Origin of the sequence: Paenibacillus xylanexedens (genome assembly GCF_001908275.1) — a bacterium.
GTDB classification, from domain to species: domain Bacteria; phylum Bacillota; class Bacilli; order Paenibacillales; family Paenibacillaceae; genus Paenibacillus; species Paenibacillus xylanexedens_A.
Genome location: NZ_CP018620.1, coordinates 1,557,153 through 1,582,892 on the forward strand (window position 1 = coordinate 1,557,153; position 25,740 = coordinate 1,582,892).

Consider the following 25,740-nt stretch of genomic DNA (forward strand, 5'->3'; position numbering starts at 1 on the left):
AACAAGGGTGCTGAGCATGCAAGCATGACAGCATCAGGCACAGATAATCGGAGGGTACACATGAGTATGGATAAATTAAAAGTAGGCGTCGTGTACGGCGGAAAATCGGGCGAGCATGAGGTGTCGCTGCAAACGGCGTTTGCTGTAACAAACGCATTTGATTATGAAAAGTATGAACTGGTTCCTTTTTATATCTCCAAGCAGGGGACGTGGAAAAAAGGACCTGTCATGCATGCGCCGTTCGCGCAGATTGAAGATCTGAAGCTGGAGCAATCGGCGGGTGGAACACAGGATGCGCTGAACGCCCTGTTTGGCCGTTTGTATGGCGGAGCAGAAGCGCTTGACGTGATGTTCCCTCTGCTGCATGGTACGTTTGGAGAGGATGGCACCATTCAGGGCATGTTCGAGATGGCGGATATGCCATATGTAGGTGCAGGTGTACTGGCTTCGGCTGGCGGCATGGACAAAGTGGTCATGAAAAAGCTGTTTGCACAGGCTGGCATCGACCAATGTGCCTTTACGTATTTTAATGCTACACAATGGAAGCAGACAGAGCACGAAATGATCGTACAGGTCGAAGATCAGCTGGGGTATCCTTGTTTTATCAAACCGGCGAATCTGGGCTCCAGTGTGGGCATCTCCAAAGCGCGTAACCGCGATGAGCTGAAGACAGCTGTTGAGTTCGCACTTCGGTATGATACGAAGGTTGTCATTGAGGAGTTCGTTGAAGCCCGCGAAGTTGAAGTCAGTGTCCTCGGTAATGACGAGCCCATGGCTTCCGTTCCAGGTGAGATCGTATCCTCCGGTGAGTATTATGACTATGCAGCCAAGTATATTGATGGTCAATCACAGATGCTGATTCCAGCTCCACTGGACCCAGAGGCCGCAGATCGCATTCGCGAGGCGGCTTTGCAGGCGTTCCGTGCGATTGAAGGTAACGGTATTTCACGTGCGGACTTCTTCATTCGGAAAAATGACGGCGCTTTGCTTATTAATGAAGTCAACACCATGCCTGGTTTCACACCATACAGCATGTATCCACTTCTTTGGCGTGAGACAGGTGTATCGTATGCCGAACTGCTGGATCGCATGATTGAACTGGCACTGGAGCGTTACAACCGCAAGCAGGCACTGAATTACGAGAACGGCGTACAGGCGTAGCCTGCGACCACAAGATCAGGAGGGATATGCATGGGATTTCAGACTGAATTCAATTCCGTATGCAAGTTCAAGAATGAGCAGGAGCTGTTCGAACTGCTTGAATACGGACGCGGCAAAATGGTCAAACAGGGCTTCCGGGTATTCCCTACCGGCCAGAAAGTGATTGCATACACACCGGATAACGTGGCTGTAGCCATCGTCAAGATCGTGGTTTCCATTGCGGAGATCAACTTCCAGGGGCAAGAGGTAACCGAGGTGGAGATGCTACTCATCCGCAAATTGACTGAGGAAGAATCACGCATCCAGACTGCCCTTGCGGATGAGATGTTCTTTGGGGAGCAAGCACAGGAGTAGTTGTTGACTGTAAGTGCGGGTCGGAAGGACTGATTTGCCAGAATACGATTATGGTCACTCTTTTAGGGTAAAACTTGGTTATATACAGTGACGGTACATCCTGACGGCTGAATATGCCGTGCGGGTTCTCCGCCCTAATAGAGAGGAAGAGATTCATGCTCGTACGCTTTGGTTACGTGGCAATGTCCGTGCTTATAGAGAACGCCTCGCCTTCCCGGACCATGACCATGTCGAGTTTTAACAAAATCGATGACAGGGAAGCGGCGATCCGCAAGCTCGAACGGATTGCAGCCGAGAACCTGCACAATACATTACGTTTGCTCAGGCACAACAAGGGTAGCCATATTCATGTATATCGCTTCTCTTCCAAATTGATTCCACTGGCAACACACGAAGACCTGAATGACTGGGACCCGTTCCCGGCACTGAAGCAGGACTTTGCGGCCATTGGTGATTTTGTGAAGGAAAATCATATGCGTGTGTCCTTTCATCCGGATCATTTTACCGTACTTAGTACCCCCCGCGAGCAAGTTCTGCACAACTCAATTCGCGACCTTCGTCATCATGTTCGGATGCTGGATGCCATGGGTCTGAATGCCACTGCCAAGAACAATATACATATTGGTGGTGCATACGGGGACAAGCCTTCGGCGGCGCTTCGTTTTGAAGAAAACTTTTTGAAGCTGGATCGGGACATTCAGGAGCGGCTCACACTCGAAAATGATGACAAAACGTTCAATGCGCCTGAGACACTTGCCGTGTGCCAGCGCTTGGGATTGCCCATGGTACTGGATATCCATCACCATTGGGTGAACAACGAAGGAGAACAGGCATGGGATCTGTGGCCTGATATTCTAAAGACCTGGCAGTCGCCGCTTGCCCAGGCGGATTCACCGGCTGATCAGCCATTGCCACCCAAAATCCATGTCTCCAGTCCAAAGAGTGAGAAGGATCTGCGAGGTCATGCCGATGGTGTGGAGGTAGAGCCTGTGCTCGATTTCTTGCGTCATATCGCAGCAGACACCCCAAGGCTTGACGTGATGATTGAAGCCAAACGCAAGGATGAGGCACTTGTGCAACTGATGCAGAAGCTGGCATTCTATCACGAAGAGGGTGTGGAGTGGGTGGACGAGTCTACCGTCATCATTCATCCGTAGTGCCAAAAGGGGCCTGGGCAACGAGAAACTTTACGACCTGTGGGGCGTATACTTTTAACAAGTATTTCAACTTTTCGTAGATTGATATAGAAAGTAGAGTGAACGCTTTGAATGAGAAGGAAAAGACACCTTATGTCGTGACAAGCAAAAGCTATACTGCCGTTGCCATTAATGCAGCTTCCAAAGCTGGCGAATGGATCAAAAGCCGTCTTGGGACGGTAGCTGAACTTGGCACCAAATATTCACCCCAAGATCTGGTGACCGAAGTGGATAAAGGAGCGGAGCAGATGATCCGCCGCCTGATTCTTACGCATTTTCCCCACCATGCCATTCTGGGTGAAGAAGGCGTCGAACCGGGACCTGAAGCTTCGGCAAAAGCACTGAAAGAAGCAGAGGAAGAAGAGTTCCTGTGGATTGTTGATCCTGTGGATGGAACGACAAACTTTGTACACGGATTCCCGTTTTATTCGGTGTCCATCGCATTGGCTCACAATGGTGAAGTCATTGTTGGCGTGATCTACGACCCTTCCCGTGATGAAATGTTTGTTGCGGAAAAAGGGAAAGGAGCATATGTTCACGGAAACCGGATGCTTGTATCTGGTGAACAAAAACTGGCTCAGAGCCTGATTGCGGTTGGATTCCCCGCAGACACGACCTTTGCGTTGCCACTGAATATGGCTGCTGTGCAGGCGCTTGCTCCGCAAGTTCGTAACTTACGTGCAGGAGGATCTGCCGCTCTTCATCTGGCATATGTTGCTGCAGGACGTCTCAGCGCCTACACCGAAGTTGGATTGAAACCGTGGGATATTGCCGCAGGTGCACTGTTGGTTGAAGAATCAGGCGGCAAGGTGACGGATACCATCGGAACGCCTTACCAACTGTCTGTGAACCATGTCGTTGCCAGCAATGGCAAAATCCATGATGCACTGATGGATGTGTTGAAGGAAGCGAAGGCTACCGGCTTGGAATGAAATTCATTATAAGGAGCGAAAACAATGGATGAATCCAAAGAACTGGAACGACGGCTCAGTGATATGCTGACGGAAGGGGACATGGAAGAGTCCGGCGACACCAATCAGCGTGAACGCCAGCTGATTCCTCCCAAGTATGAAGTGCGAATCCAGACGGAACGTGATCCAATTGTCGAGGAAACGTTAAAGTACCGGAAGATGGCACGCGAAGTGGATGATCGTTATGATCGGTATCTGGAGCGAGCTACCGGGAACAAACCGGAGAGTGACAAGGGTCATTCGATTGCTGAAGACTCGAATAAGCCGCAATCTTAACTAATCACTGAACGTCATAGCTGAGCTTAACCAGTAACAGGCTCCCCTTTAGGGAGTCTGTTATTTCATGTGTGCTCTCAGTAGAGAGGACAACACCTACTTTAAAATGATAGAATAGAGTAACACCAACCTATGTCATTGGAATGACCAATGTACTATATATTAGTGAGGTTGTTCAAAAAGTCCGCTTTTGATTACGAAGGATGCCTAACGGCATCATCAGCATCGAATATGGAATTTAGCCGAAATAAGCGGGAAGCTTACGAAGTATGTTTCCGAAGGAAACATTTTGGTTGCTCACGTAGTTTTCCTACGCTCCGCTACTCCATTTCTAGCTTCATCCCATCTTCTCGGTACTGAAAACCGACCTTTTTGAACACGTATATTAGTGTAATTATAGATTTGCGAGAAGGAGTGTTACCTGAATGAAGCGTAAACGTATATGGGAAAATACAGCTGCCGGTTTAACGGTAAGCATGTTGGCAGGAATGCTGCTCTTCACATCATCTGCATTGCCTGCACACGCGGCTGACACCAAAACCGGTGTATTGCCAGCGGGTACAAACGAGACTTCGCTGACAGCGAAGAAAGATGCAGTAGCCGTAACTAAAGAGTTCCGCATCGTCACATTGGGAGATTCCATAACGGTAGGTTATGAGCCCAACACAAAAGAATTGCCTTATGGTTATGTAGAACGTCTCCAGGAGCAAGGTTTGCTGCATGGACGTACACAGGTGGACAACTACGGGATCGCCGGATTGAAAACCAGTGGCCTGAAAAACTTTACTACTGCAATTAAGGATGGCAAAACGCTGACTTCTGAAGCCATTCAACCAAGTCTTCCTGATCCAAGAGCGGGACAGATCGGAGCCAATACTGCTGCAATCCGTGAGAGTGTAAAACAGGCCAATCTGATTGCAATTACCATTGGGGGTAATGATGTATCTGAGCTTCTCGGTACAGCAGACAAACTGAGTGATCAGGAACTGCAAACCAAGGTAAAAGAATTACTCGCAACATATACAGCCAATGTAAGTGCAACGATTAATGATATCCATCAAATTAATCCGACAGCTACAATTGTCATCGCTGACCAGTATCAACCGATGCCAGAAGTAGCAGGCAAGGCACTCTATGCCAAACTGATGGAGGCATCCCAAGGTTTCACACAGACCATTGATGGCATTGCAGCACAATTTACTGCTCAGGGTACCGATGTCAAAGTCGCACACGTGGCCAAGGAGTTTGTTGGTGGTGAAGGCACGATGACACATATGATCAAAGATCGTGATTTCCACCCGAACCAATTTGGATATGCGGCCATTGCCGAAGTATTTGCCAAAACGATCTGGGGCGACTACACCAAGCTGACTGCACCTGCGACAGGTGAGCCGATGAACATTATTGTGAGTGGCAAAACATTAAATACTCCGTACAAACCGATTATCCGTAACGGCAAAAACTTTGTGGCGATTCAAGACATCGTAAACGCTGTCGGGGCTACTACGGTGTGGGATAACAAAGCTTCAACCGCAACCATTACATATGGAGACCGGAAAGTTGCTGTGAAGATTGGTGCCAATGCTGTGAAGGTAAATGGAGCATCGGTCACTGTGGATACACCTGCATTCCTGAATAAGGTAGGCAAAGAGTCCAAAACATATGTACCCCTTGCCATGGTGGCTGAAGGTCTTGGCTTTGATGTGCAATATGTAGCGAAGCTGAAAACTGTTTTTGTGAATCCGTAAATTGTAGTTCATGCTTTAGCATGATGTTATTCAACAGCCAGAATACCTTGATCTGTTCAAGGTATTCTGGCTGTTTTGTGTTCTTTTTGAGTTGCTGACACAGATGTATACCTTCTCTAATGACCTAAAATGTTGCATAAATATATCTTGTCAGATGACCAATGGATGTGTAAATATGAAAATAACTTACAATAAAACCACTAACCTATAGCATGACAGGCACCCCTCGCAAGCCAAAGGAGCGCTTAGGATGAATAAAATTAAGAACGCTTTCACAACACTGCCGATTCATCACAAAACGATTCTTCTCATCGGACTTTTGATGTTAATCAGCTTTACGTTTTATGCATCCGTACTCCGATATGTGTTCAGTATCTATGACCGTCAGATCTATGAGAAATCCTCGCAGGTCCTCAATATGTCTTCAGTAGGCATTGAGAATCAACTACGTGAAGTTTCTAATCTCTCCTTCAAGGTGATGTCAGACGAGCCGCTTCAACAATATTTGCTTCAACTTGAAAAGGCCGAGACGGGATATGAGAGAAATGGTCTGCGCAAGAAAATTACCAACCGATTGGTTGCTTATGCGGGTTCTGAGAAATACGTCTATTCCATGCTATTTATCGATAATGATAATAACGTCATGGCTGCAGGGAACCGGGAAGGGATTTCGGAGTCGAAGCAAAGGGAATTGGTATCGCTGGGGGATCAATATACAGGCTCCAATGTCTGGCACACAAGCGGGGATAAACAAGCCAGGCTTTTATCTGTACGACAGGTGAAATCTTTTACTGGGGGCGCATTTACACTGGATAAGCTCGGGACTCTAATTATCCGAGTGCGTCTGGACCGAATCGTACAGGATCAGATGCAGGAACCCGCAGAGGACTCACAGTTATTGATTTCGGATGGAAAACAAGTAATCTATCCAACCGAATCTTCGGTAAGTGAAGCTGAGATTGAATCGGAACTGAAGCGTACCCAACCCTATGGAATTGCCATGTTTGAGCAGGGGAGACACTTTGTAGCCCGTGCCAATTCTTCCTACACAGACTGGACGTACCTGTACACCACTCCTTTTGACCAGATGTTTAAAAAGATTCAGTTTGTTAAACAGTTGGTCACGGTTATTTTTATCATGATTTTTCTGGCGGCACTCATAATTGGAGCAAAGTTCTCCCGCAGTATTACCCATCCGATTGCGCAGCTGATCAAAAAGATGCGTAATATCGAAAAAGGTGATCTGGATAAATTGGAGGAAGCTGCCTTAGGTAACGTTCCGATGTCTCCACAGAATGAGGTTGGGCTGCTGCATCGCACATTCAAGATGATGCTTCAACGGATACGTGAATTAATTGATGAGAATTATGCGAAGCAACTGGTGATTCGTGAGACTGAGTTGAAAGCGCTTCAAGCACAGATTAATCCTCATTTCCTATACAACACGCTTGAATCCATTAACTGGATGGCCAAAGTACAGAAGCAACGTCAGATCTCGGAAATGGTTGAGGCGCTTGGATTCCTGCTGCGCAGCTCTGTGAATATGACGGAGAAGTGGATCACGCTGGAAAGAGAGCTGGACATTGTCCGCAGCTACGTTACAATTCAGCGCACCCGTTTTGAAGAGAGACTGGATTTTGATATGGAGATTGCACCTGAGGTGGGATCAGCACGAATTCCCAAGTTAACATTGCAACCGCTGGTAGAGAACGCCATACATTATGCACTCGAACCAAGCATTGATCCTTGCCGAATTCGAATAAGGGCGAGAGCAGAGGGAGAACAAGTCATTATTGAAGTCGAGGACGATGGTCCAGGGATGACACCGGAATTCCTCGAACAATTACAAGAAGGACGCATACAGACAAGAGGACAGGGCATTGGGTTATCTAACATCCAGGAACGAATCAGACTGACCTTTGGCGAAGAAGGCAGAATGGTGATGAGCAGCAAGCCCGGATCAGGAACTGTAGTATCGATCAGCATACCTTGGATTAGAGAGGACGATGACGATGTACAAAGTGATGCTCGTAGATGATGAACGTGTCATTCTGGAGGGAATATCCCAAGTGGTCGATTGGGCCGCAGCAGGTACGGAATTAGTGGGTACGGCGCGGAATGGGATTGAAGCGCTGGACAAAATCGGGCAGTCGAAACCCGATATTATCATTACGGATATTTCCATGCCGGGTCTGGATGGTCTGGGACTCATAGAGAAAGCATCCGAAGCATACCCAGGAGTACGGTTCATTATGTTATCTGGCTATAAAGAGTTCGAATACGCCCGTAGAGCGATGCAGTATGGTGTGAAGCATTATTTGCTCAAGCCTTGCAACGAGAATCAGATCCATGATGCGTTAACTGAACTGTTGCAGGAACATCAGGATGCGCAGGTGAAGGAGCATGTCGCTGGTGAGATGAAACAGCGTTTGCAACGGGTCCTTCCCCATGTAAAGGAACAATTTTTGCTGGAGTTCATGACGAACCGAACCTATGGGCCGGTTGATCTGGAATATTACCAGGAGCTGTTTGATCTGGAACTTGAAGATACAGAAGTTCGGTTACTGCTGTTCCGAATTGCAGATGAACATGATTACAGTCATTTATTTGCCATCAAAAATATCGCCAGTGATCTGCTCCCACATGTACTGTTAAGCACAACCATTGAAGGCAAACTCCTCATTCTGCTCGCGGATTCAGTTGATCCGGCTGGACTGAACGAGAATATTGAAGAGGTTCGGGCTGCATTTACCAGACTATATAAATTGGAAGTGACCGCTGCGCTGAGTGAAGCAGATCGAATGATCCAGTCTCGGCGATTATTCCGTGAGGCATTACAATATTTGAATCATCGCTTCTTTATCGGTGAAGGCAAGTTGATTACCAAGAACGATCTGGTCCTGGCCGGAGAATGCGACGGGTTGCATGTAGAACAGGATGCCGAGCAGTTGTGTCAGTTGATCAAATCGGGCAATAGCGAGGAAACAGCCGCAGTGGTTGATCGTCTTTTCGATCTGTTATCGGGTCAGCAGTTGGAGATTGAGGTGACACGTTCGTATGTAGTGCAGCTGTACTCGGCGATGATTCATGTCTGTCCTCCTGAAGAGGCAACAGAATTTACTCAGCGTATGGCAGAGTTGCCCCATATGGACACGTTATCTGCTTTGAAGTCTTTTGTAGCGAGCAGTGCAGCCCGGTTAACCTCTGGTTATTACAAAAATCATATAAGTCGCCAGTCTTCAGCCGTGGAGAAGATGATGGACATCGTGGATCGTCATTATGGAGAGGCAGATCTTTCACTCAATGGAGTCGCCCATCAAATGTTGTATATGAATCCGGATTACCTCGGTAAAATTTTCAAAAAAGTCACGGGAGAGAATTTCTCCAACTACGTGAATCGTCTGCGCATTGAACGAGCATGTGATCATATTCGCAGAGGCGGGGATGTGAAAGTGTTTGAGCTTGCTGAATTGTTCGGATTTGGTGGGAATTCACAATATTTCAGTCAGGTGTTCAAAAAGTGGACCGGTATGACACCTACGGAATTCCGCAGGATCGGCATATAACAATGGGCTACCAATCATGTGATTCGTGTCTGGGGAGGACGAACAGCGCCGAGAGGGGGGACTGTTGCCCTCCTCTGTTTTTTGAACCAACAAGACGGTTTTGTGTATTCAACTATGGTCGTACATTTGCGAAAATGACATTAACAAGTTTGTGAAAGCGTTATCAGAAATAAAAAGATAACTCGTTCACACAACCATATCAACATAAAAGGGGAGATTGGCATGGTGAAAAAGGCAATATTCCTGATGATGGCTGCTTTGCTCGTGTTTACAGCGGCATGTAGTTCAGGTGGAGGAACTGAAGGAGCGTCTGGGGACGACTCGGTTACCCTGCGGATCGCTTGGTGGGGCTCGGATGCAAGGCATGAATATACACAGAAGGTCATCGACCTGTACAAAACGAAAAACCCGAATGTCAAAATCGACGTGGAATATGCTTCATTTGATGACTACTGGAAAAAGCTCGCACCACAAGCAGCTGCAAATCAGTTGCCTGACATCGTTCAGATGGATATTTCCTACATCAGCCAATATGCACAGAATGGTCAGCTTGAGGATCTAGCACCTTATCTGGGCAACCAGATCAAAGTGGACGATGTGTCCGAGAATGTTATTAGCACAGGTGTAATTAACGGTAAACAATACGGTGTACCTGCCGGCGTTAACGTTCTGGGCTTCCAATATGATCCGGCATTGCTTAAAAAAGCAGGCGTGGATGCAATCCCTGACAATATGACTTGGGAATCGTACGAAGCACTGGGTAAACAAGCCGCAGAGAAAGGTCTGTATCTAGATGGAGGAGTAGCTCCTGATATTTTCTTCCACTACTTCCTGCGTACCAAAGGACTGTCGCTATACAATGCGGAAGGTACAGGTCTTGGATATGATGATGACCAATTGTTTGTAGAGTTCTTCGGACTTATGCGCCGCATGATCGAGCAGGGCGCAGCACCTACACCGGATGTAGCCAACCAAACCAAGGGCATTATTGAGGAATCAGATCTCGTGAAGGAAAAAGGAATTGGCGTATGGCAATGGTCCAACCAGTTCGTAGCCTTGCAACAGGTAGCGAACCGTCCGCTCGAAATCGCTCCAATGCCAGGACCGGATATGGAAAAAGGACTATATATGCAACCAAGTATGTATTGGGGTGTAACGTCCAACTCCAAAGTGAAGGAAGAAGCGGCTAAATTCATTGATTTCTGGGTGAATGACGTGGAAGCCAACAAACTGATCAAAGGTGAGCGCGGTGTGCCAATCTCAGGAGCAATCAAAGAAGCTATCGCACCTGAGCTGAGTGACGCAACAAAACAGGTCTTTGAATTCGTAGCAGCCATGGAGCCTAAGGCTTCACCAATGAGTTCTCCGCCACCGGTTGGTTCACCTGAAGTAATCTCTGCTCTGGCAGATGTGGTTGAAGAGTTGAACTTTGGCAAAATTACACCTGAACAAGCAGCAGAAACATTCCGCAAGAACGCCGAATCTGTACTTGCGAACAATAAATAACAGTTGAATGATGGCTTGCTCGTCCCACCTCAGGGATGGTCGGGAATGGGGCTACTCGCGAATGCGAGGGCCTTTCCCCGTCCAGATGACCGAAGCCAGGATGAGGGAGCAAGCTGATCCATGAAGGAGGTTCGTTCCATTGAGGCAGTATTCGTCGTTACGTAGAAACTTAACTGGATATGCGTTCATAAGCCCGTTTATTATTGGATTCCTGGGCTTCACACTCATCCCCATGTTTGTGTCCTTATATATGTCGTTTACAAGTTATAACTTGTTCACTTCTCCGCGGTGGATTGGGCTTGATAACTACACCAAAATGTTTTTTGATGACCCGAAATATTGGAACTCGGTCAAAGTGACGTTTTTGTATGTATTCATTGGGGTACCGTTAAGGTTGATCTTTGCCCTCTTCGTAGCGATGGTCCTAAACACTGGCTCTCGTATGATTGGAACGTACCGGACGCTGTATTACCTGCCATCTATTATCGGTGGTAGTGTGGCCGTATCCATTATGTGGCGTAACCTCTTCAGTAATGAGGGTGTTATCAACAGTGCTCTAACGGCAATTGGGATCGGGCCTATCAGTTGGTTTGGTGACCCGAATGCGTCCCTGGTTATGCTCATCTCACTGTCTGTGTGGCAGTTTGGTTCGTCCATGCTGATCTTCCTGGCTGGTCTCAAAAATATCCCTACTGAGATGTACGAGGCAGCAGGTGTGGATGGCGCGAATCCTATACGGAAATTTTTCAGCATCACCTTGCCACTACTTAGCCCGATCGTCCTGTTCAATATGATTATGCAGACGATTGGAGCATTCATGACGTTTGTACCTGCCTATATTATCTCCAAAGGCGAAGGTGGTCCAATGGACGGTACGATGCTGTACTCCCTGTATCTGTTCCGTCAGGCGTTTATGTTTAACAACATGGGTTATGCTTCGGCAATGGCCTGGATCATGCTCATCATGATCGGTATACTCACGGTAGCTGTGTTCCTGACATCCAAATACTGGGTGTTTTACGAATCTGAAGGAGGGAAGTAACGATGGTTTGGAGAAATGTGAAATGGCCCATTTATCACCTGTTCGTTGCAGCTCTTGCCCTCCTGATGCTCTATCCCGTCCTATGGATGCTATTCAGTTCATTTAAGGAAAGCCGTACGATCTTTGTCACAGCGGATACCCTGTTTCCTGCGGAGTGGATCTGGAGCAACTATGTGGATGGCTGGAAAGGCACAGCTGGAAGACCGTTTATGGATTACATCACCAACTCACTTGTAATCGTGGTGATTTCCACCATCGGTGCTGTAATATCGTCATCGCTGATCGCTTTCGGTTTTGCCAGACTGAATTTCAAGGGACGCACGTTCTGGTTCTCCTTGATGATGTTAACACTGATGTTGCCACATGATGTGGTATTGGTTCCTCAGTACATCATTTTCACGAAGCTCGGCTGGCTGAATACTATCTTGCCAATCGTTGTACCTACATTCTTCGGGATGCCGTTCTTCATCTTCCTGATGGTACAGTTCATTCGAACGATTCCGAAGGAGCTGGATGAGGCTGCAACCATCGATGGATGTAACAAATTCAGACTGTATATCCAGATTATTATGCCGCTAATCAAGTCTTCTCTGGCGACTGCAGCCATCTTCTCCTTCTACTGGAGATGGGAGGATCTGCTCGGTCCGGTATTGTACCTGAACTCGCCAGATAAATACACCGTGTCGATGGCGCTGAAAATGTTCCTCGATAGTGAATCTGCTTCCAACTGGGGCGCAATGTTCGCCATGTCCATCGTCAGTCTGGTTCCGGTTGTAGCTGTGTTCTTCATCTTCCAGAAACAAATTGTTCAAGGGATGAGCACCAGCGGATTGAAAGGATAAGCCAGATTACTGTATCTTCGTATCTTCGCCCGAATGAACGTTTACGAAAGTTAACCAAGGAGGTTATCGCTTTTGAATAAAGCTCAGGGTAGTCAGGCCGTTGCCATGGAGGCAGCGGCAGAGGGCCAGGCAGTGTCCGTGACCAGCTGGAAGTTTAACTTTGGACCGGACTCGGGAAGAGCAGATGAGACAGGGGATTATCTGAAAGTAACTGCAACAACCGCATATGAGGAACGCGGAGGATACGGATTCGAGGCAGGATCTCTGGTGTATGAAAAACAACGCATTAGTGATGACGATGTGTCGGATCCCACGAAACAACATCATATCAATCCGGGGCAGACAAACATGTCTGCCCGATTGCGTTCAGGCTTCTGTATTCCTCTAAAAGCATCGTTTATCGTGGATGTTCCCGACGGAACCTACCAAGTATTACTCGTTGCAGGTGATGAATTGGCTGAGACAGTGACCCGCGTGAAAGCTGGTGAAGGCAGGCTTGTACTGCCAACCATTCGCACACTTCCCGGACAATACGCAGAGATTAGATTCTCGGTGGTTGTTAGCGGCGGCAGACTTCGTCTATCATTCTCCGGTCCTGCACCGAGAATTAATGCTTTGGAGATTACCCTTGCGAATCAGACCATGACCGTATTTCTTGCGGGGGATTCAACCGTAACGGATCAGCCGGAAAGTGGATATCCGTATTGCGGTTGGGGCCAGTTATTGCCGGCACAGTTCAAACATGATGTGGCAGTAGATAATCACGCACAGTCAGGGCGCAGTTCCCGCAGCTTTATTAATGAAGGCAGATTAAGCGCCATTCTGGAGCGAATCAAGCCTGAAGATTTTCTGTTTATTCAATTTGGACATAACGATGAGAAGCCGGACCCTGAACGTGGGACTGACCCATTCACAACATATAAGGAATATTTGAAAAAGTATATCGATGCTGCGCGCGAAGCCAAGGCTCGTCCAGTGCTCATCACCCCGGTGCATCGTCGCTATTTTGCGGATGATGGCACATTGACCGATACGCACGGCGATTATATCATCGCCGTGCGTGAGCTGGCAGAAGAGGAAGATGTTCCGCTGATCGATCTGGCTGAGCGCAGCCGTCTTCTGTTCGAGCAGGCGGGCGTTGAAGGCACCAAGGACGACTTTATGTGGGTACTGCCAGGCGAGTATGTGAACTTCCCCTCAGGCGTGGAGGATAACACGCATTTTCAGGAACGAGGCGCCCGCCGGCTTGCCCAACAGGTGGCAGAAGCCATCCGCGAGTTGCAATTGCAACCGTTGCAGATGTATCTGCGGTAGGTTCATGCCCTTAATAATTAAGCGAGTTAATTAAATAACGAGCCAGCAAAAGTTGCCCAGCGAATAGTGAAGGCAATAACCTTTTAAAAAAACAGGCGAGCGTAGCAGCGGAGGAGGGCGGAATCGGGTAGAGGGAGCGAAGCGTCCGCCTTTGGAGCGGGATTTCCCCTGCTGAGGGGGAGTGAATAGAAATCCTGAGCCAACAGCGGCCTGTAGCCCGATCCGCCCGCCGAAGCGACTGCCCTGCGAGCTATTCAGGGTTTAAAAGCTGTAGCGAGTTAAACGAAGTAACGAGCCAGCAAAAGTTGCCCAGCGAATAGCGAAGGCAATAATCTTTTAAATCAGTCCGGCGAGCGTAGCAGCGAAGAAGGGCGGAATCGGGTAGAGGGAGCGAAGCGTCCGCCTTTGGAGCGGGATTTCCCCTGCTGAGGGGGAATTGAATAGAAATCCCGAGCCAACAGCGGCCTGTAGCCCGATCCGTCCGCCGAAGCGACTGCCCCGCGAGCCCATTTGTTTTTAACCTATATTGCACTCGCAAAAAAAAAGGAGGAGGTATTTCAATGACACCTGACCAGACAGAATCAGGCACATCTGCAAGTAAGAATGTTTCAGCAGCTACAGGTCACACCTACTGGGTTATTCCGGATGGTTACATTCCCCCGGAGAGCCGGGGCACATTGGAGAGTCATGAGAGCATCTGTGTACTGAACACCAGTGCCACGGATGCGGAGCTGCACATCACGATTTACTTTGAAGACAGAGAACCACTCGAAGGTATGGTCGCTGAAGTGCCAGCGAGAAGGACGAAGCACATTCGTACTGCATCGCTACGATCCGGGGAGCAGTCTATTCCGCCGGGCGTGCCTTATGCGATTACGGTTTCGAGCAATATCCCCGTTATCGTCCAGTACAGTCGTTTGGACACGACCCAGCCTGAATTGGCTTTGATGAGTGTCATGGCGTATCCATTAGGATAACTTCCCCAATTGACCGCATAGCTGGAGATGGTAAGAAGCCCCGTAACCTTGCATTCAATGCAGGTACGGGGCTTCTATTTCTTCATTTATTCACTGTATTTATACGTGCTCGCATTCAGGATATCCACGTGAACCTCCACTTTTCCAAGCTTAAAACGTTGGAGTGGGTCCGCCCGGTTGTAGACTTCCTGTTTCCATAAGGGAAGGTTGTGGCGATATAAGTGTTCCACAAGACCGTATGAATCAATCTTGTGTGACTTGGTTTTTTCGAACGTATCTCGGATTTGGGATTCGATCTGTTTTTCGGCTTCTTGTTCCATGGCATGAGGCGTGCGTGGGGCTCCATGGTCTTCGGTGATGGAACTTTTTACTGAGGTAACCAGATCAAATGTGACGCCATCTCCTTGTTTCCTTGCCTTGATTCTAGTCTTGGGATCACGAAGCATCAGGGTTAAATCAGGAGTCTTTCGACCATTCCCATATACGTATAGTGGGTACTGATGTACGCGCTCATAATTTACGTATCTTGTACCGTCTGCGTCTGCTCCTGCAACTCTACCCTGACTTGTGCCTTTGGAAATAACATAAAATCCATCCATTCTAACAAGGGGGGGAGTTTTATCCCCGTTGAACCAAGTCTCGTTCCTTGTTGAAACCGAGGGTAAAAGAACGACAGAAGCGGGTTCCCGTAATCCATCAAGTAGCTGATGGAGGCGAATAGGTTCATAAGCGGAATGCTGTTTGTATAGTCTCATGGGCTCAAATAATTCAATGGTCTGGGCGGATTGGTTCAACAATGCAGAGGGAGAGAGTATATCCGGAATGTTATGCTCTGTAGCGTAGATCCAGGGAGTATATCTCAATTGGCCTGAATGAAGAAGTGTATTAAAGATATCCTCCAGTCGACCATCCAAGGCTCTTTTGGATAAAACAATGGCTTTAACATGAGTCCAGAGCGTTTGCTGCTGTGACGTTTCATACAAGTCGTTAATAGCCATGCTCAGTGTTGTACCTTCGCCCCGTCCAATCCAGATATCCCTTGTCTCCCGGGAAGTTGGCGTTTCCTGTTTTGCGATACTGGAGAAGTCAATCAGTTGGGCATACGTAATATACTGGTTGTCCACATAGTCTATTCCTATTGCCGTGATGAAGTTAATACTTTGCACCTCTTTGGAATCCCAGCACCCCGTTAGCAGGATCAAACAGCTTATAAGAAGCCCACTTATGGATACCCATCTTTTCACGGACGCTTCCTCCGGCGGGTGGAATCCTGGGTATGAAGTGCTGCTGGACGTTTGGTTCTTTTCATAGAAGGGGGCATGGATACGGCCTGCGTGAAATCTCCTGGAATGTAGGGAGATACGGGTGACAGATAGGATACGCCATAACACTCCAACGATACGAGGTGCACCAAAAGAGCGAACAGTCCGATCATAAAGCCAAATAATCCAAGGATCGAAGACATAATGAGCATTCCGATACGAATGTGTGCAGTAGCCCCGCTCAGCACGGTGTTCACGAGAATATAGCTGGAGATGACTGAGATCGCTACCGTGACTATGATGGTGGGAGACGTAATCCCGGCACGAATGGCTGCATCCCCGATGATAAGTCCACCGACCACACTGACGGTCTGGCCCAATGCACGTGGTAACCTGCGACCGGCTTCGTTAAATAGCTCAAACATAAAAATCATTAGAAATGCTTCCAGCGTCACCGGCATGGGCAGGCCCATCCGAGTACCGGCAATCGTAGCCAAGAGAGGTAACGGAATCTGTTCCACATTGAAACTGGTCAGGCCGATATAGAAGGCTGGGAAGAAACAGGCAATCAGCAGACCGGAAATACGCAAAATCCGTTCGAAGGTAACGATGAAAAAGGGTGTACTTTCGTCCTCCGGAGACTTCAATTGATTGAAAAGTGTAGTTGGTGCGATGACAGCTACAGGAGAACCTTCAATGAGAACGGCAAAACGTCCATTTAACAGGGAATCGACGACAAAATCAGGACGTTCGGTATTATCTGTAAGTGGGAAGATACTCCGAATCCCTCCCATGACAGCTCGCTCCATGATTGAGGTGCCCAGAATGCCGTCAATCTCAATCTGATCCAGATTGTGTCTTGCTTCTTTCAGAATGTCTGAATTGATAATATCTTTTACATATAGAAGCCCGATGGATGTCTGGGTACGACCGCCTTTGACATATTTCTCATAACACATTGAAGAGGTTTTCATTCGTTTGCGAATAAGGGCAACGTTCGTGGTGAGTTCTTCGGTGAATCCATCGCGCGGGCCTTTAACTGATGTCTCAATAGCTGATTCTTCGGGACTGCGTCCCGGGATATCAGCAATATCCACACTGCAGGACTGTACACCATTACCGAAAATGATCAGTAGTTGTCCACTAAATATCAACATATTAAGCTTGTTAGTATCTGTGAGGTCATCCAACGGATTCAAGGTTAATCCCAGTTCTTTAGGATGTGATTCCTCGATGATCAGGGAGTGCTTTTCCAGACGGGGAATAATAAATTGGTTAATTTGTTTACCGTCGACGAGACCGTCACAATAAAGCAGGATTACGGGCTGATCAGATTCATCTTTGACAGGAAAGGTCTGAATAACAACATCTGCACATGGATTGAACTGCTCTTTCAAAGAGGCAAGCAGTGTTTCATGGGACGTGGTGTCAATCGCTTGATGCTCCATGATGTTTCCTCCTCTGATGGCGTGAATGGATAAAGGCAACCGTCGTCGCGATAATCGCAAGTCCGCTCAGATACATGAGATTGAACGGAAATATGTATTCGACCAGAAGCTTTTCGAAGGTCATATCATCCAGAGGATACAACATGGTTAGAATAAAGAAGACACCTAACGAGATACAACTGATAAGCCTTCTGGTAGAGCTCTTAATATTCCATATTTCTACTACAATATACATGGCGAGACTAATCCGGGTGAACGAGCCTGCGAGCCATTGGTAGATGGAAAAGAAGTCGGTCTGGGCGATGTACTTGCCCAAGGAGGCGATTCGCCATTCTTCAAAGGCGGGATATCGCATTTTGGCAGCCTCAAAAGGATCGAATTCCACAATCGCCCCGATGAGTGGGCCGACTGTTAGTCCCACAAGAATGAGTGCGAGCATCAGATACTGCCATACACGTATGCGTTTGGTGAGATGAGGCTGGATATACCAGATGAACAGCAGTTCAAACATGCCTGCAAGACTGTAAATCATGCCATTCAGCACCGGATGCCAGCCATGTTCTAACACAGGCAGGAGACGACTGTAATCCTTGTATTGAGTGTTCACGATTGCAACATAGAAACCCAGCAGTACCACCAGTGGAAGGATCAATCCTGCCGTAAATGCCAGTGAGCGAATACCTTTATACGCAGCGTAGGCACAGAGAGTCATCAAAGCAATACTGGTTACCAATATTGGCGTTTCTGTCAGGTAATTTGTTTTGGCCCAAGTCGTGGTATCGTGCAGAGTTAAATAGATTGCACTCAGAAAAAAAAGACTGTTACCAACTCGAAAGAACAGGCCGATAGGCTTGCCGAGACGGGATGTTAACCATTCATGCAGGGTTTGATGCTGGAGGAAACGAGAGACATAGGCGAGCATTAGCGCAAATATCAGAAATGGTCCGGCTGATAGCAGGACGGAAATCCAAGAATCCCTTTTGGCCGCAGCCAAAAGGGCAGGAATAATCAGAACATGGCTGATCAAGCCAACGGACAACATGATCAACATCATAGCTTGTAAAAAAGAAGGTTGTGTTCGTTTCATGCTGAGGGGTCTCCTTTTCCCGATAGACTGTCCTCAGCAGTGTTAACGGGATTGGAGCGCTTCATACTGTCAGTCAAAATAACGAATACCCATGGCTTCTCTTACCTCTAACATCGTTTCCCGGGCCGCTTTCCTGGCCTCACGGGTACCCTCAATAAGAATCTCTTTCACCTGATCATCACGCTGTTCATAATAATTCCGTCGTTCGCGAAAAGGAGCAAGCAGATCATTGATGGCTTCACCTGCGATCTGTTTACAATCTTTGCATCCAATCCGCCCCTGACTGCAACTGGCATGTATTTCGTCTGCGTTCTCCTTGCGGAAAAGCTGATGAAAGGCAAAAACAGGGCAGATATCCGGGTGTCCTGGATCAGAACGATGGATGCGGGCAGGATCAGTCTTGGCCTTGATCAATTTGGCTTTTACATCTTCAGGACTTGCATTTAATGAGATCGCATTCCCCATGCTTTTGCTCATCTTACCAACGCCATCCAGTCCTCCAAGCCGCTCTCCGGTCAAAATGCGGGGTTCGGGGAGAATGGGAGCATATAACTCGTTGAACCGGCTAACCAATTTTCGTGCTGTCTCAATGTGAGGAATCTGATCTTCCCCTGCCGGAACAAGGGTGGCTTTACAGAATGCAATATCAGCAGCCTGACTGACCGGATATCCAAGAAATCCGTAGTACAGGTCGGTATATCCACGATCACGTGCTTCGCTCTTGATGGTCGGATTATGCCGGAGTGTATTGACGGTAACAAACATGGAGAAGATCACAGTCAATTCCGCAATTTCCGGAATCATGGATTGAATGAACAGGGTAGCTTTGTTCGGATCAATGCCTACGGCGAGGTAATCAAGCGTGACTTGATGAACACTATCTGCAATCAGGCTAGGTTGATCATAGTGGGTAGTGAGTGCCTGAACATCTGCCAGTAAAATATAGGTTTTGTACTCTTCCTGCAATTGCACCCGACTGCGCAGGCTGCCTACGTAATGGCCGAGATGAAGTTGTCCGGTAGTCCGATCTCCTGTCAAAATAATATCCTTGTTTTTGTCCATGGTTTATTCTCCTTTGGTTTTGTAATTTTTCAACGTTGAGCTGTCGCCACCAGCCGTCTTCCACGACCATCACCTCCTTTCAGCCTGCATCTTTATAAGTTGAACTAAAGGCTATTTACACTTGCCACTCCGATGACAGAACAACCTTCCGATCGCTGTTATCCCCCGATTTTTTTGATTCAAATTTACAAAGGTAAAAATCTGGTGATAAAGGCGACCGCTCCGCTTCTTCAGGTTATTTCTGTCCTCTACGTTCTCGTGTAAATGTTTAGTTAACTTATATAGGTATTTAATAAAAAAAAGCCTCGTCCTTTATTCCATTCCCCGGTTGGGAACAGAATAAAGGACGAAGCTTGTGCCTCGCGGTGCCACCTTCATTGGCCGCTCTGTTGCGGCCCACTTGAGGGATACGGATGAGGCATCTACCAGGAGCCCGTTTATGAGCTTCCATGCCTATCGATATCCTGTCCATGGATAACGGCTGGACATGCCGCCTCGCCTACTGAAAGTGTGTATTCCTAGGAACGGATACAGACTCTGTTCAACTCGGAACTCCGAAGCCCATTTCCACATATCCGATGCACCGACTTCCACCACCCGCCGGCTCTCTGTAGCATCCTGACATACGTACTTCTCTTCATCATCGCGGATAACAAATGTTTACAATTTCCAGAATTATATCACGCTTTGATTCCACTGACCAGCTTATGTTTACGACCGCTCATATTGGTGCCAAGCACACCGGCGATAATTAACAATGCACCAATATAGTGATAGCTACCCACTGGTTCATGCAATATCCATGCACCTCCTACGATGGAGATGAGCGTGGACAGATTGCTGAATACACTCATTTGCGAAGCCTCCAGATGAGTAAGGGCATAGCTCGCGAGCAGGGTAGAGATCATGGTGGAGAGAATTGCCAGATAAGCGAGCGCACCCAGATAGGATGTATCTCCAAGTGGTTTGATGTAGTCCATCATGGAACCGCTGGAAGCATGACGGATCAGGGAAGCGGCGTTAAATACAATACAGCCAACCATTAATGTGACCCATGTTAGTTCCATTGGTTTGTACTTCTGGGTTAATGGTCTTGCAAGCACACCATACCCTGCAAAACAGACTGTGGATAGCAGCAATAATGCAATCCCTTTCAGGTTACCTATAGACATGCCGCTTCCTTGCATTATGAAGATAAAAACTACTCCAGCGACAGATAGAAGCAGGAATAGCTTCTGCATCGTTGATGTGCGTTCTTTCAGGAATACTGAAGCGAGAACGAGTGTGAATACAGGGGCCATAGCCTGAATAATTCCGGCTTCCGATGAGTTGGAAGAGACAAGTCCAAAGGCTTGAAAGGCAAAAAATAAGACAGGAGATAACAGCCCAAGTGGAATAATTCTCCACAGATCACGAAGGCTAAGTCGAATTTTGATCCAGCCAAAAATGATAGGAATGCTGACAACGATCAACGACAGCGCGAATCGGTGGGCAAGCACATCAATCGGATGTGCAACAGTGACGGTCATTTTAACAAATAAAAAAGATAGACCGATAATAGCTGCGTACAGTATAGCTGCGATATAAGCATATCCCCGAGTGTGTGTTGTGTTCATGAATGCTCCTCCAATACAGTAGTCATAGCGTTTTATCTTTCATTATCCTGAGTTATGTCAGGTTCGAGGCATGTGCTGGCCTTATTCAATATACTGCCGGGTGCATCGTGCTACAATAGATAAAAGGTTGAACTGTATCGGTACAGTTGTTGGAGAGGGATGGGTGCATTGAGAAAATACGAAGTGATTGCCGAAGCGTTAAAGCAATGGATTCAGGAACAGATGCAGCAGCAGGATCGTCGCCAGTGGGCGGATAAGGGCATTCGACTGCCAGCAGTTCGAGTTGTAGCAGAACAATATCAATGCAGTGTAAGTACAGCGATTCGAGCATATGAGTGGCTGGAACAGCGGCATTTGGTGTACGCCATACCTCAATCCGGTTATTATGCTGTACAGAACGGGACAGGTGCTCAGGACATGGATTGGCAGGGAGCGTTGGACTTTGCTTCAGCTGCTCCCGATCCAAGGGTGTTCCCTTATGCAGACTTTCGTCACTGTGTGGATCAGGCGATGGAGAAGAAGCAGGCAGAGTTATTTATGTATGGCACGGATCAGGGATTACCTTCGCTAATTCTGCTGTTGCAGAAGCAGTTTTCGGATTATCAGGTGTTTGCGAGAACAGAGCAGTTCTTTATCACGTCAGGTGTGCAACAGGCACTGGCTGTACTTGCATTGATGCCTTTTCCCAATGGAAAGAGAAAAGTACTGCTTGAACTACCGACCTATCATAATATGCCCTCGCTACTGATTGGATTGAATGTGCCGATTGCCGGTGTTAGACGTACCCTGGATGGGCTGGACTGGGCATCGCTTGAACGTCAGTTCGCTGAGGGAGATATCAAGTTTTTCTATGTCATGCCGCGCTTTCACAATCCAATTGGCACATCGTTAACTGTTGCGGAGAAGAAGAGATTGATCCGGCTTGCTCAGCGGTACGATGTCTATCTGGTGGAGGACGATTATCTGGCTGATCTGGAGGACAATACGAAACAGGACCCGTTATGGTCTTATGATACGGAAGGCCGGGTCATCTATCTGAAGAGTTACTCCAAAATTCTGTTTCCAGGCCTGCGCATTGGCGTAGCTGTTCTGCCCTTACCCCTGATCCAGTCGTTTGGTGCGTACAAAAAAATGCTCGATATCGACACTTCAGTCCTGTCTCAAGCTGCGCTGGAGATCTATGTCCACAGCGGAATGTTTGCTCATCACAGGAAAGTGATTCGTAACCGCTATGCTGCCCGGATGAACACAGTACATGAGCAACTGGACACATATCCAGAATTTGCTCCGTTTATGGACGCTCCTCGAACAGGAGGGGAGCATACCGTATTGCCTTTGGCGGGTGATATCCCACTTCGTGTTCTGCTGTCCCGGCTTCAAAAGCGTGGTGTCATCGTTGATACAACAGAACGGTATTATCCGGAGGGAACATATCAGGTGCATGAGGATCAAATGCTGCGATTGAACATCTCCAATGTGCCGAAGCAGAGAATCGAAGAAGGGATGCAGGTGATCCGGGAGGAAATTTTGAAACTTCAGATCAGGCAGAAATAACGTGAAGAATCGGAGTGTTGTCCGTATATAACAAAAGGCGTCCACACAAGTTGATCACTTGTTGGACGCCTTTTCCATGAATTGTTTTCCACCGACCATACAGCTTGTACGCTATATTGTAGATGGAAATAATCCGTTTTATTCCTGAGCCATCGCCTTGAAGGAAGCTTCTGCGGCTTCCAATGTAGCCTGAACATCCTCGTCTGTATGAGCCGTGGTTAGGAACCAAGCCTCATATTTGGATGGAGCCAAGTTAATGCCACGGTTCAGCATGTGACGGAAGAAGGAAGCGAACAGCTCTCCATCCGTGTCTTGAGCATGATCGTAGTTCGTAACCGGATGGTCACAGAAATGGGTGGAGAATGCACCACGAATCCGGTTGATTGTCAGTGCAATTCCATGACGGTCAGCAGAAGCTTGCAGACCTGCTGTCAGGTCGATAGCAAGGCGTTCCATCTCTTCGTATACACCTGCGCCTTGCAGGACCTCCAGACATGCGATACCAGCCGAGATGGATGCAGGGTTACCAGCCATCGTTCCTGCTTGATAAGCAGGGCCGAGTGGAGCAACCTGCTCCATAACATGTTTGCGTCCGCCGTAAGCACCGATTGGCAGGCCGCCACCAATAATTTTACCAAGAGCCGTCAGATCGGGTTCAATCTCCGCATGATTATCGAGTCCGGCATACGTCTGTGTAGAACCGTAATGGAAACGGAAAGCCGTAATAACCTCGTCATAGATAACCAGTGAGCCGTTGGCCCGTGTCATGGCACAGAGACCTTCCAGGAAGCCAGGCTCCGGCATAACCATACCGAAGTTCCCAACGATCGGTTCAACCATGACTGCGGCAACATCATCACCCCAGCGCTCCAAAGCATCCTTCAGGGCTTCCAGATCATTGTAGGGCACAGTAATGACTTCTTGTGCAATACTGGCTGGAACTCCCGCACTGTCAGGAATTCCGAGCGTGGAAGGGCCAGAACCGGCAGCCACAAGCACCAGATCGGAGTGACCATGGTAACAGCCGGCGAATTTTACGATCTTGTTACGTTTGGTGTAGGCACGAGCTACGCGAATCGTAGTCATGACCGCCTCTGTACCAGAGTTTACAAAACGTACTTTATCCATGGAAGGAATAGCTTCCTTCAGCATTTTGGCGAGCTTGATCTCAAGTTCAGTCGGGGTACCGTACAGCACGCCATTTGCTGCTGCTTCCGTAATGGCCTGCGTAATATGCGGGTGGGCATGTCCTGTAACAATTGGACCGTAAGCAGCCAGATAGTCAATATAACGGTTGTCATCGACATCCCAGAAGTGGGCCCCTTGGGCTTTTTTCATAAATACAGGTGCACCGCCACCAACGGCTTTGAACGAGCGTGAAGGGCTGTTAACACCTCCTACAATATGCTCAAGTGCTTCTGCGTATAGAAGTTCGGAACGGGAACGTGATGTATTCATAAGATAACTTCCTTTCGTAATTCAAAATATGATAAAGGTACAAGCTACAGAAAGATATGATGATTTTCTCATAATAGTATAGCCGGGCACAACGAGAGGGCAGCGTAATGGCTGCCCTCTGCATGTTTGGATTACTGAGCCGGTTGCTCTGACTTTTGATCGTCACCACTGGCTGTTTTATCTTCGGTGCTGGTTGTACTATCATCGGTTGTAGCAGGCGGGTGAATAATATCCTGAATATGCTGCTTCAATTTCTCTTCATTGGTAACCGTCAATACTTGCGCACCGCCTGCTGTACGTTCTTCTTTCAGCAGGTTCATTGGCGGGATCTGCTCACTGCCATTCATGCTGCTCTGGTAACCGAGGCCACCCAGTTTCCACATATCGGAGAGTGTCAGATTCGTATCCACATAAGGATTAACCTGTTCCAGAATGGAAGGCAGCTTGGCAATGGTTGTTGTTGACTGCATTTTCGCCGTCACAGCTTTCAGCAACTCACGCTGACGCTCGGAACGAGCGAAATCCGACATCGCATCATGACGGAAACGAACATACATGAGCGCTGTCTCGCCATCCAGATGCTGATACCCTTTTTTGAGATCAATATCGTATTCGTTATTGTCTGCTTTACTTGTATAGTGCATGTCTTTCTCCACATCAAAATCAACACCGCCAACGGCATCCACCAATTTGATGAATCCCTGGAAATCCGTATACACATAATACTGTACAGGAATGCCGAGCAGATCGCCGGCAGCTTGCATCGCTGCATTAGGGCCGTGGGTGATAGCGGTGTTGATCCGCTCCTTGCCATATCCGTCAATATTGACGTAAGTGTCGCGCAGAATGGAGAACAGATTGATTTTTTTGGTCAGTGGGTCGAGCGATACAACCATCATGCTGTCGGAGCGAGGAACTTCACCTTTTTTCAATCCACGTGCATCGACACCCATAACGAGAATATTTACCGTTTCTGTGCCTTCCCATTTGGGTGGGTCAGGAGTATTTACTTTCTCCACATTTTCGATGCCTGCGAATGGTGAATCGTCGCCGTCCTTTGCCAAACCGTCCAACTGATTGAGAATAGAACCGAAATAATATGCCGCTGCTCCTCCAATAATTAACACGAAGGCGGCAAGAGAAATCCATATGGTTCTCTTCGTCTTTCTGGTCATGCTAGCTCTCCTTTGTATTTGAGATAAAATAAAAAAACGAGTTCGAGTATTCAAGTAAGAACTAGTCGGAGCTTTCCGTACACGTCTTTTCCCAACATAAGGGCAGGACGCGGCTCCAGACTATT

21 protein-coding genes and 1 other annotated feature are annotated in these 25,740 nt (G+C 47.7%); of the genes, 14 read left to right on the forward strand and 7 right to left on the reverse strand.

The genetic code is table 11. The features are described from left to right. Positions 1-60: 60 nt before the first annotated feature. From BS614_RS07030 to BS614_RS07090, 13 genes are all read left to right on the forward strand, one after another. On the forward strand, positions 61-1,161 hold the full coding sequence (locus BS614_RS07030; protein WP_036614110.1) for a D-alanine--D-alanine ligase: 1,101 nt from the start codon (positions 61-63) through the stop codon (positions 1,159-1,161). Between the two features lie 30 nt (positions 1,162-1,191). Further along, the gene (locus tag BS614_RS07035) at positions 1,192-1,515 is read left to right on the forward strand and encodes a hypothetical protein (protein ID WP_017690758.1); all 324 of its coding nucleotides are present in this window, start codon (positions 1,192-1,194) and stop codon (positions 1,513-1,515) included. Between the two features lie 155 nt (positions 1,516-1,670). Beyond that, positions 1,671-2,672 (forward strand): UV DNA damage repair endonuclease UvsE, encoded by a 1,002-nt coding sequence (gene uvsE, locus BS614_RS07040; protein WP_074093415.1) that lies wholly within the window; start codon positions 1,671-1,673, stop codon positions 2,670-2,672. Between the two features lie 107 nt (positions 2,673-2,779). Further along, a complete protein-coding gene (locus BS614_RS07045) occupies positions 2,780-3,643 on the forward strand; it encodes an inositol monophosphatase family protein (protein ID WP_425320270.1) in 864 nt (287 codons plus the stop codon). Between the two features lie 24 nt (positions 3,644-3,667). Further along, complete coding sequence (locus tag BS614_RS07050; protein WP_047841418.1) at positions 3,668-3,958, forward strand: hypothetical protein; 291 nt, start codon at positions 3,668-3,670, stop codon at positions 3,956-3,958. Positions 3,959-4,383: 425 nt separating this feature from the next. Beyond that, positions 4,384-5,706: an SGNH/GDSL hydrolase family protein gene (locus tag BS614_RS07055; protein ID WP_074093419.1), complete on the forward strand. Its 1,323-nt coding sequence runs from the start codon at positions 4,384-4,386 to the stop codon at positions 5,704-5,706. Between the two features lie 250 nt (positions 5,707-5,956). Next, positions 5,957-7,744: a sensor histidine kinase gene (locus BS614_RS07060; RefSeq protein WP_074093420.1), complete on the forward strand. Its 1,788-nt coding sequence runs from the start codon at positions 5,957-5,959 to the stop codon at positions 7,742-7,744. After that, a complete protein-coding gene (locus BS614_RS07065) occupies positions 7,719-9,272 on the forward strand; it encodes a response regulator (protein ID WP_074093422.1) in 1,554 nt (517 codons plus the stop codon). Before BS614_RS07060 ends, BS614_RS07065 begins: the two co-directional genes overlap by 26 nt. A gap of 222 nt (positions 9,273-9,494) precedes the next feature. Next, on the forward strand, positions 9,495-10,778 hold the full coding sequence (locus BS614_RS07070) for an ABC transporter substrate-binding protein (protein ID WP_074093425.1): 1,284 nt from the start codon (positions 9,495-9,497) through the stop codon (positions 10,776-10,778). 139 nt (positions 10,779-10,917) lie between these two features. Further along, complete coding sequence (locus tag BS614_RS07075; RefSeq protein ID WP_047841423.1) at positions 10,918-11,820, forward strand: carbohydrate ABC transporter permease; 903 nt, start codon at positions 10,918-10,920, stop codon at positions 11,818-11,820. A gap of 2 nt (positions 11,821-11,822) precedes the next feature. Continuing rightward, positions 11,823-12,662 carry a carbohydrate ABC transporter permease gene (locus BS614_RS07080; protein WP_017690747.1) on the forward strand — a complete coding sequence of 280 codons (840 nt, stop codon included), beginning with the start codon at positions 11,823-11,825 and terminating at the stop codon, positions 12,660-12,662. 105 nt (positions 12,663-12,767) lie between these two features. Continuing rightward, entirely contained in the window at positions 12,768-13,976 is a 1,209-nt protein-coding gene (locus tag BS614_RS07085; protein WP_074096724.1) for a rhamnogalacturonan acetylesterase, read from the forward strand. Between the two features lie 560 nt (positions 13,977-14,536). Then, on the forward strand, positions 14,537-14,953 hold the full coding sequence (locus tag BS614_RS07090; RefSeq protein ID WP_036614092.1) for a sensory rhodopsin transducer: 417 nt from the start codon (positions 14,537-14,539) through the stop codon (positions 14,951-14,953). 86 nt (positions 14,954-15,039) lie between these two features. On the opposite strand, the gene BS614_RS07095 is transcribed toward BS614_RS07090, so the two are convergent. The 5 genes from BS614_RS07095 to BS614_RS07115 all read right to left on the reverse strand — a co-directional run bounded on the left by BS614_RS07095 (position 15,040) and on the right by BS614_RS07115 (position 21,428). Next, positions 15,040-16,197: a Ger(x)C family spore germination protein gene (locus tag BS614_RS07095; RefSeq protein ID WP_074093426.1), complete on the reverse strand. Its 1,158-nt coding sequence runs from the start codon at positions 16,195-16,197 to the stop codon at positions 15,040-15,042. Continuing rightward, positions 16,194-17,663 (reverse strand): spore germination protein, encoded by a 1,470-nt coding sequence (locus BS614_RS07100; RefSeq protein ID WP_074093428.1) that lies wholly within the window; start codon positions 17,661-17,663, stop codon positions 16,194-16,196. Before BS614_RS07100 ends, BS614_RS07095 begins: the two co-directional genes overlap by 4 nt. After that, positions 17,644-18,750: a GerAB/ArcD/ProY family transporter gene (locus BS614_RS07105; RefSeq protein ID WP_074093429.1), complete on the reverse strand. Its 1,107-nt coding sequence runs from the start codon at positions 18,748-18,750 to the stop codon at positions 17,644-17,646. Before BS614_RS07105 ends, BS614_RS07100 begins: the two co-directional genes overlap by 20 nt. Positions 18,751-18,819: 69 nt before the next feature. Continuing rightward, on the reverse strand, positions 18,820-19,812 hold the full coding sequence (trpS, locus tag BS614_RS07110; protein WP_074093431.1) for a tryptophan--tRNA ligase: 993 nt from the start codon (positions 19,810-19,812) through the stop codon (positions 18,820-18,822). 339 nt (positions 19,813-20,151) lie between these two features. Further along, positions 20,152-20,465: a binding site (T-box leader), on the reverse strand. A 27-nt stretch (positions 20,466-20,492) separates the two neighbouring features. Then, positions 20,493-21,428, reverse strand: a complete 936-nt coding sequence (locus tag BS614_RS07115) for a DMT family transporter (RefSeq protein WP_074093433.1) — start codon at positions 21,426-21,428, stop codon at positions 20,493-20,495. A gap of 159 nt (positions 21,429-21,587) precedes the next feature. Between BS614_RS07115 and BS614_RS07120 the strand changes: the two genes are divergently transcribed. After that, a complete protein-coding gene (locus tag BS614_RS07120) occupies positions 21,588-22,982 on the forward strand; it encodes an aminotransferase-like domain-containing protein (protein WP_074093434.1) in 1,395 nt (464 codons plus the stop codon). A 138-nt stretch (positions 22,983-23,120) separates the two neighbouring features. Here BS614_RS07120 and BS614_RS07125 read toward each other — a convergent pair whose 3' ends face one another. Beyond that, positions 23,121-24,440 (reverse strand): glutamate-1-semialdehyde 2,1-aminomutase, encoded by a 1,320-nt coding sequence (locus BS614_RS07125; protein WP_074093436.1) that lies wholly within the window; start codon positions 24,438-24,440, stop codon positions 23,121-23,123. Positions 24,441-24,571: 131 nt separating this feature from the next. Then, positions 24,572-25,615 (reverse strand): LCP family protein, encoded by a 1,044-nt coding sequence (locus BS614_RS07130; protein WP_074093438.1) that lies wholly within the window; start codon positions 25,613-25,615, stop codon positions 24,572-24,574. Between the last annotated feature and the right edge of the window lie 125 nt (positions 25,616-25,740).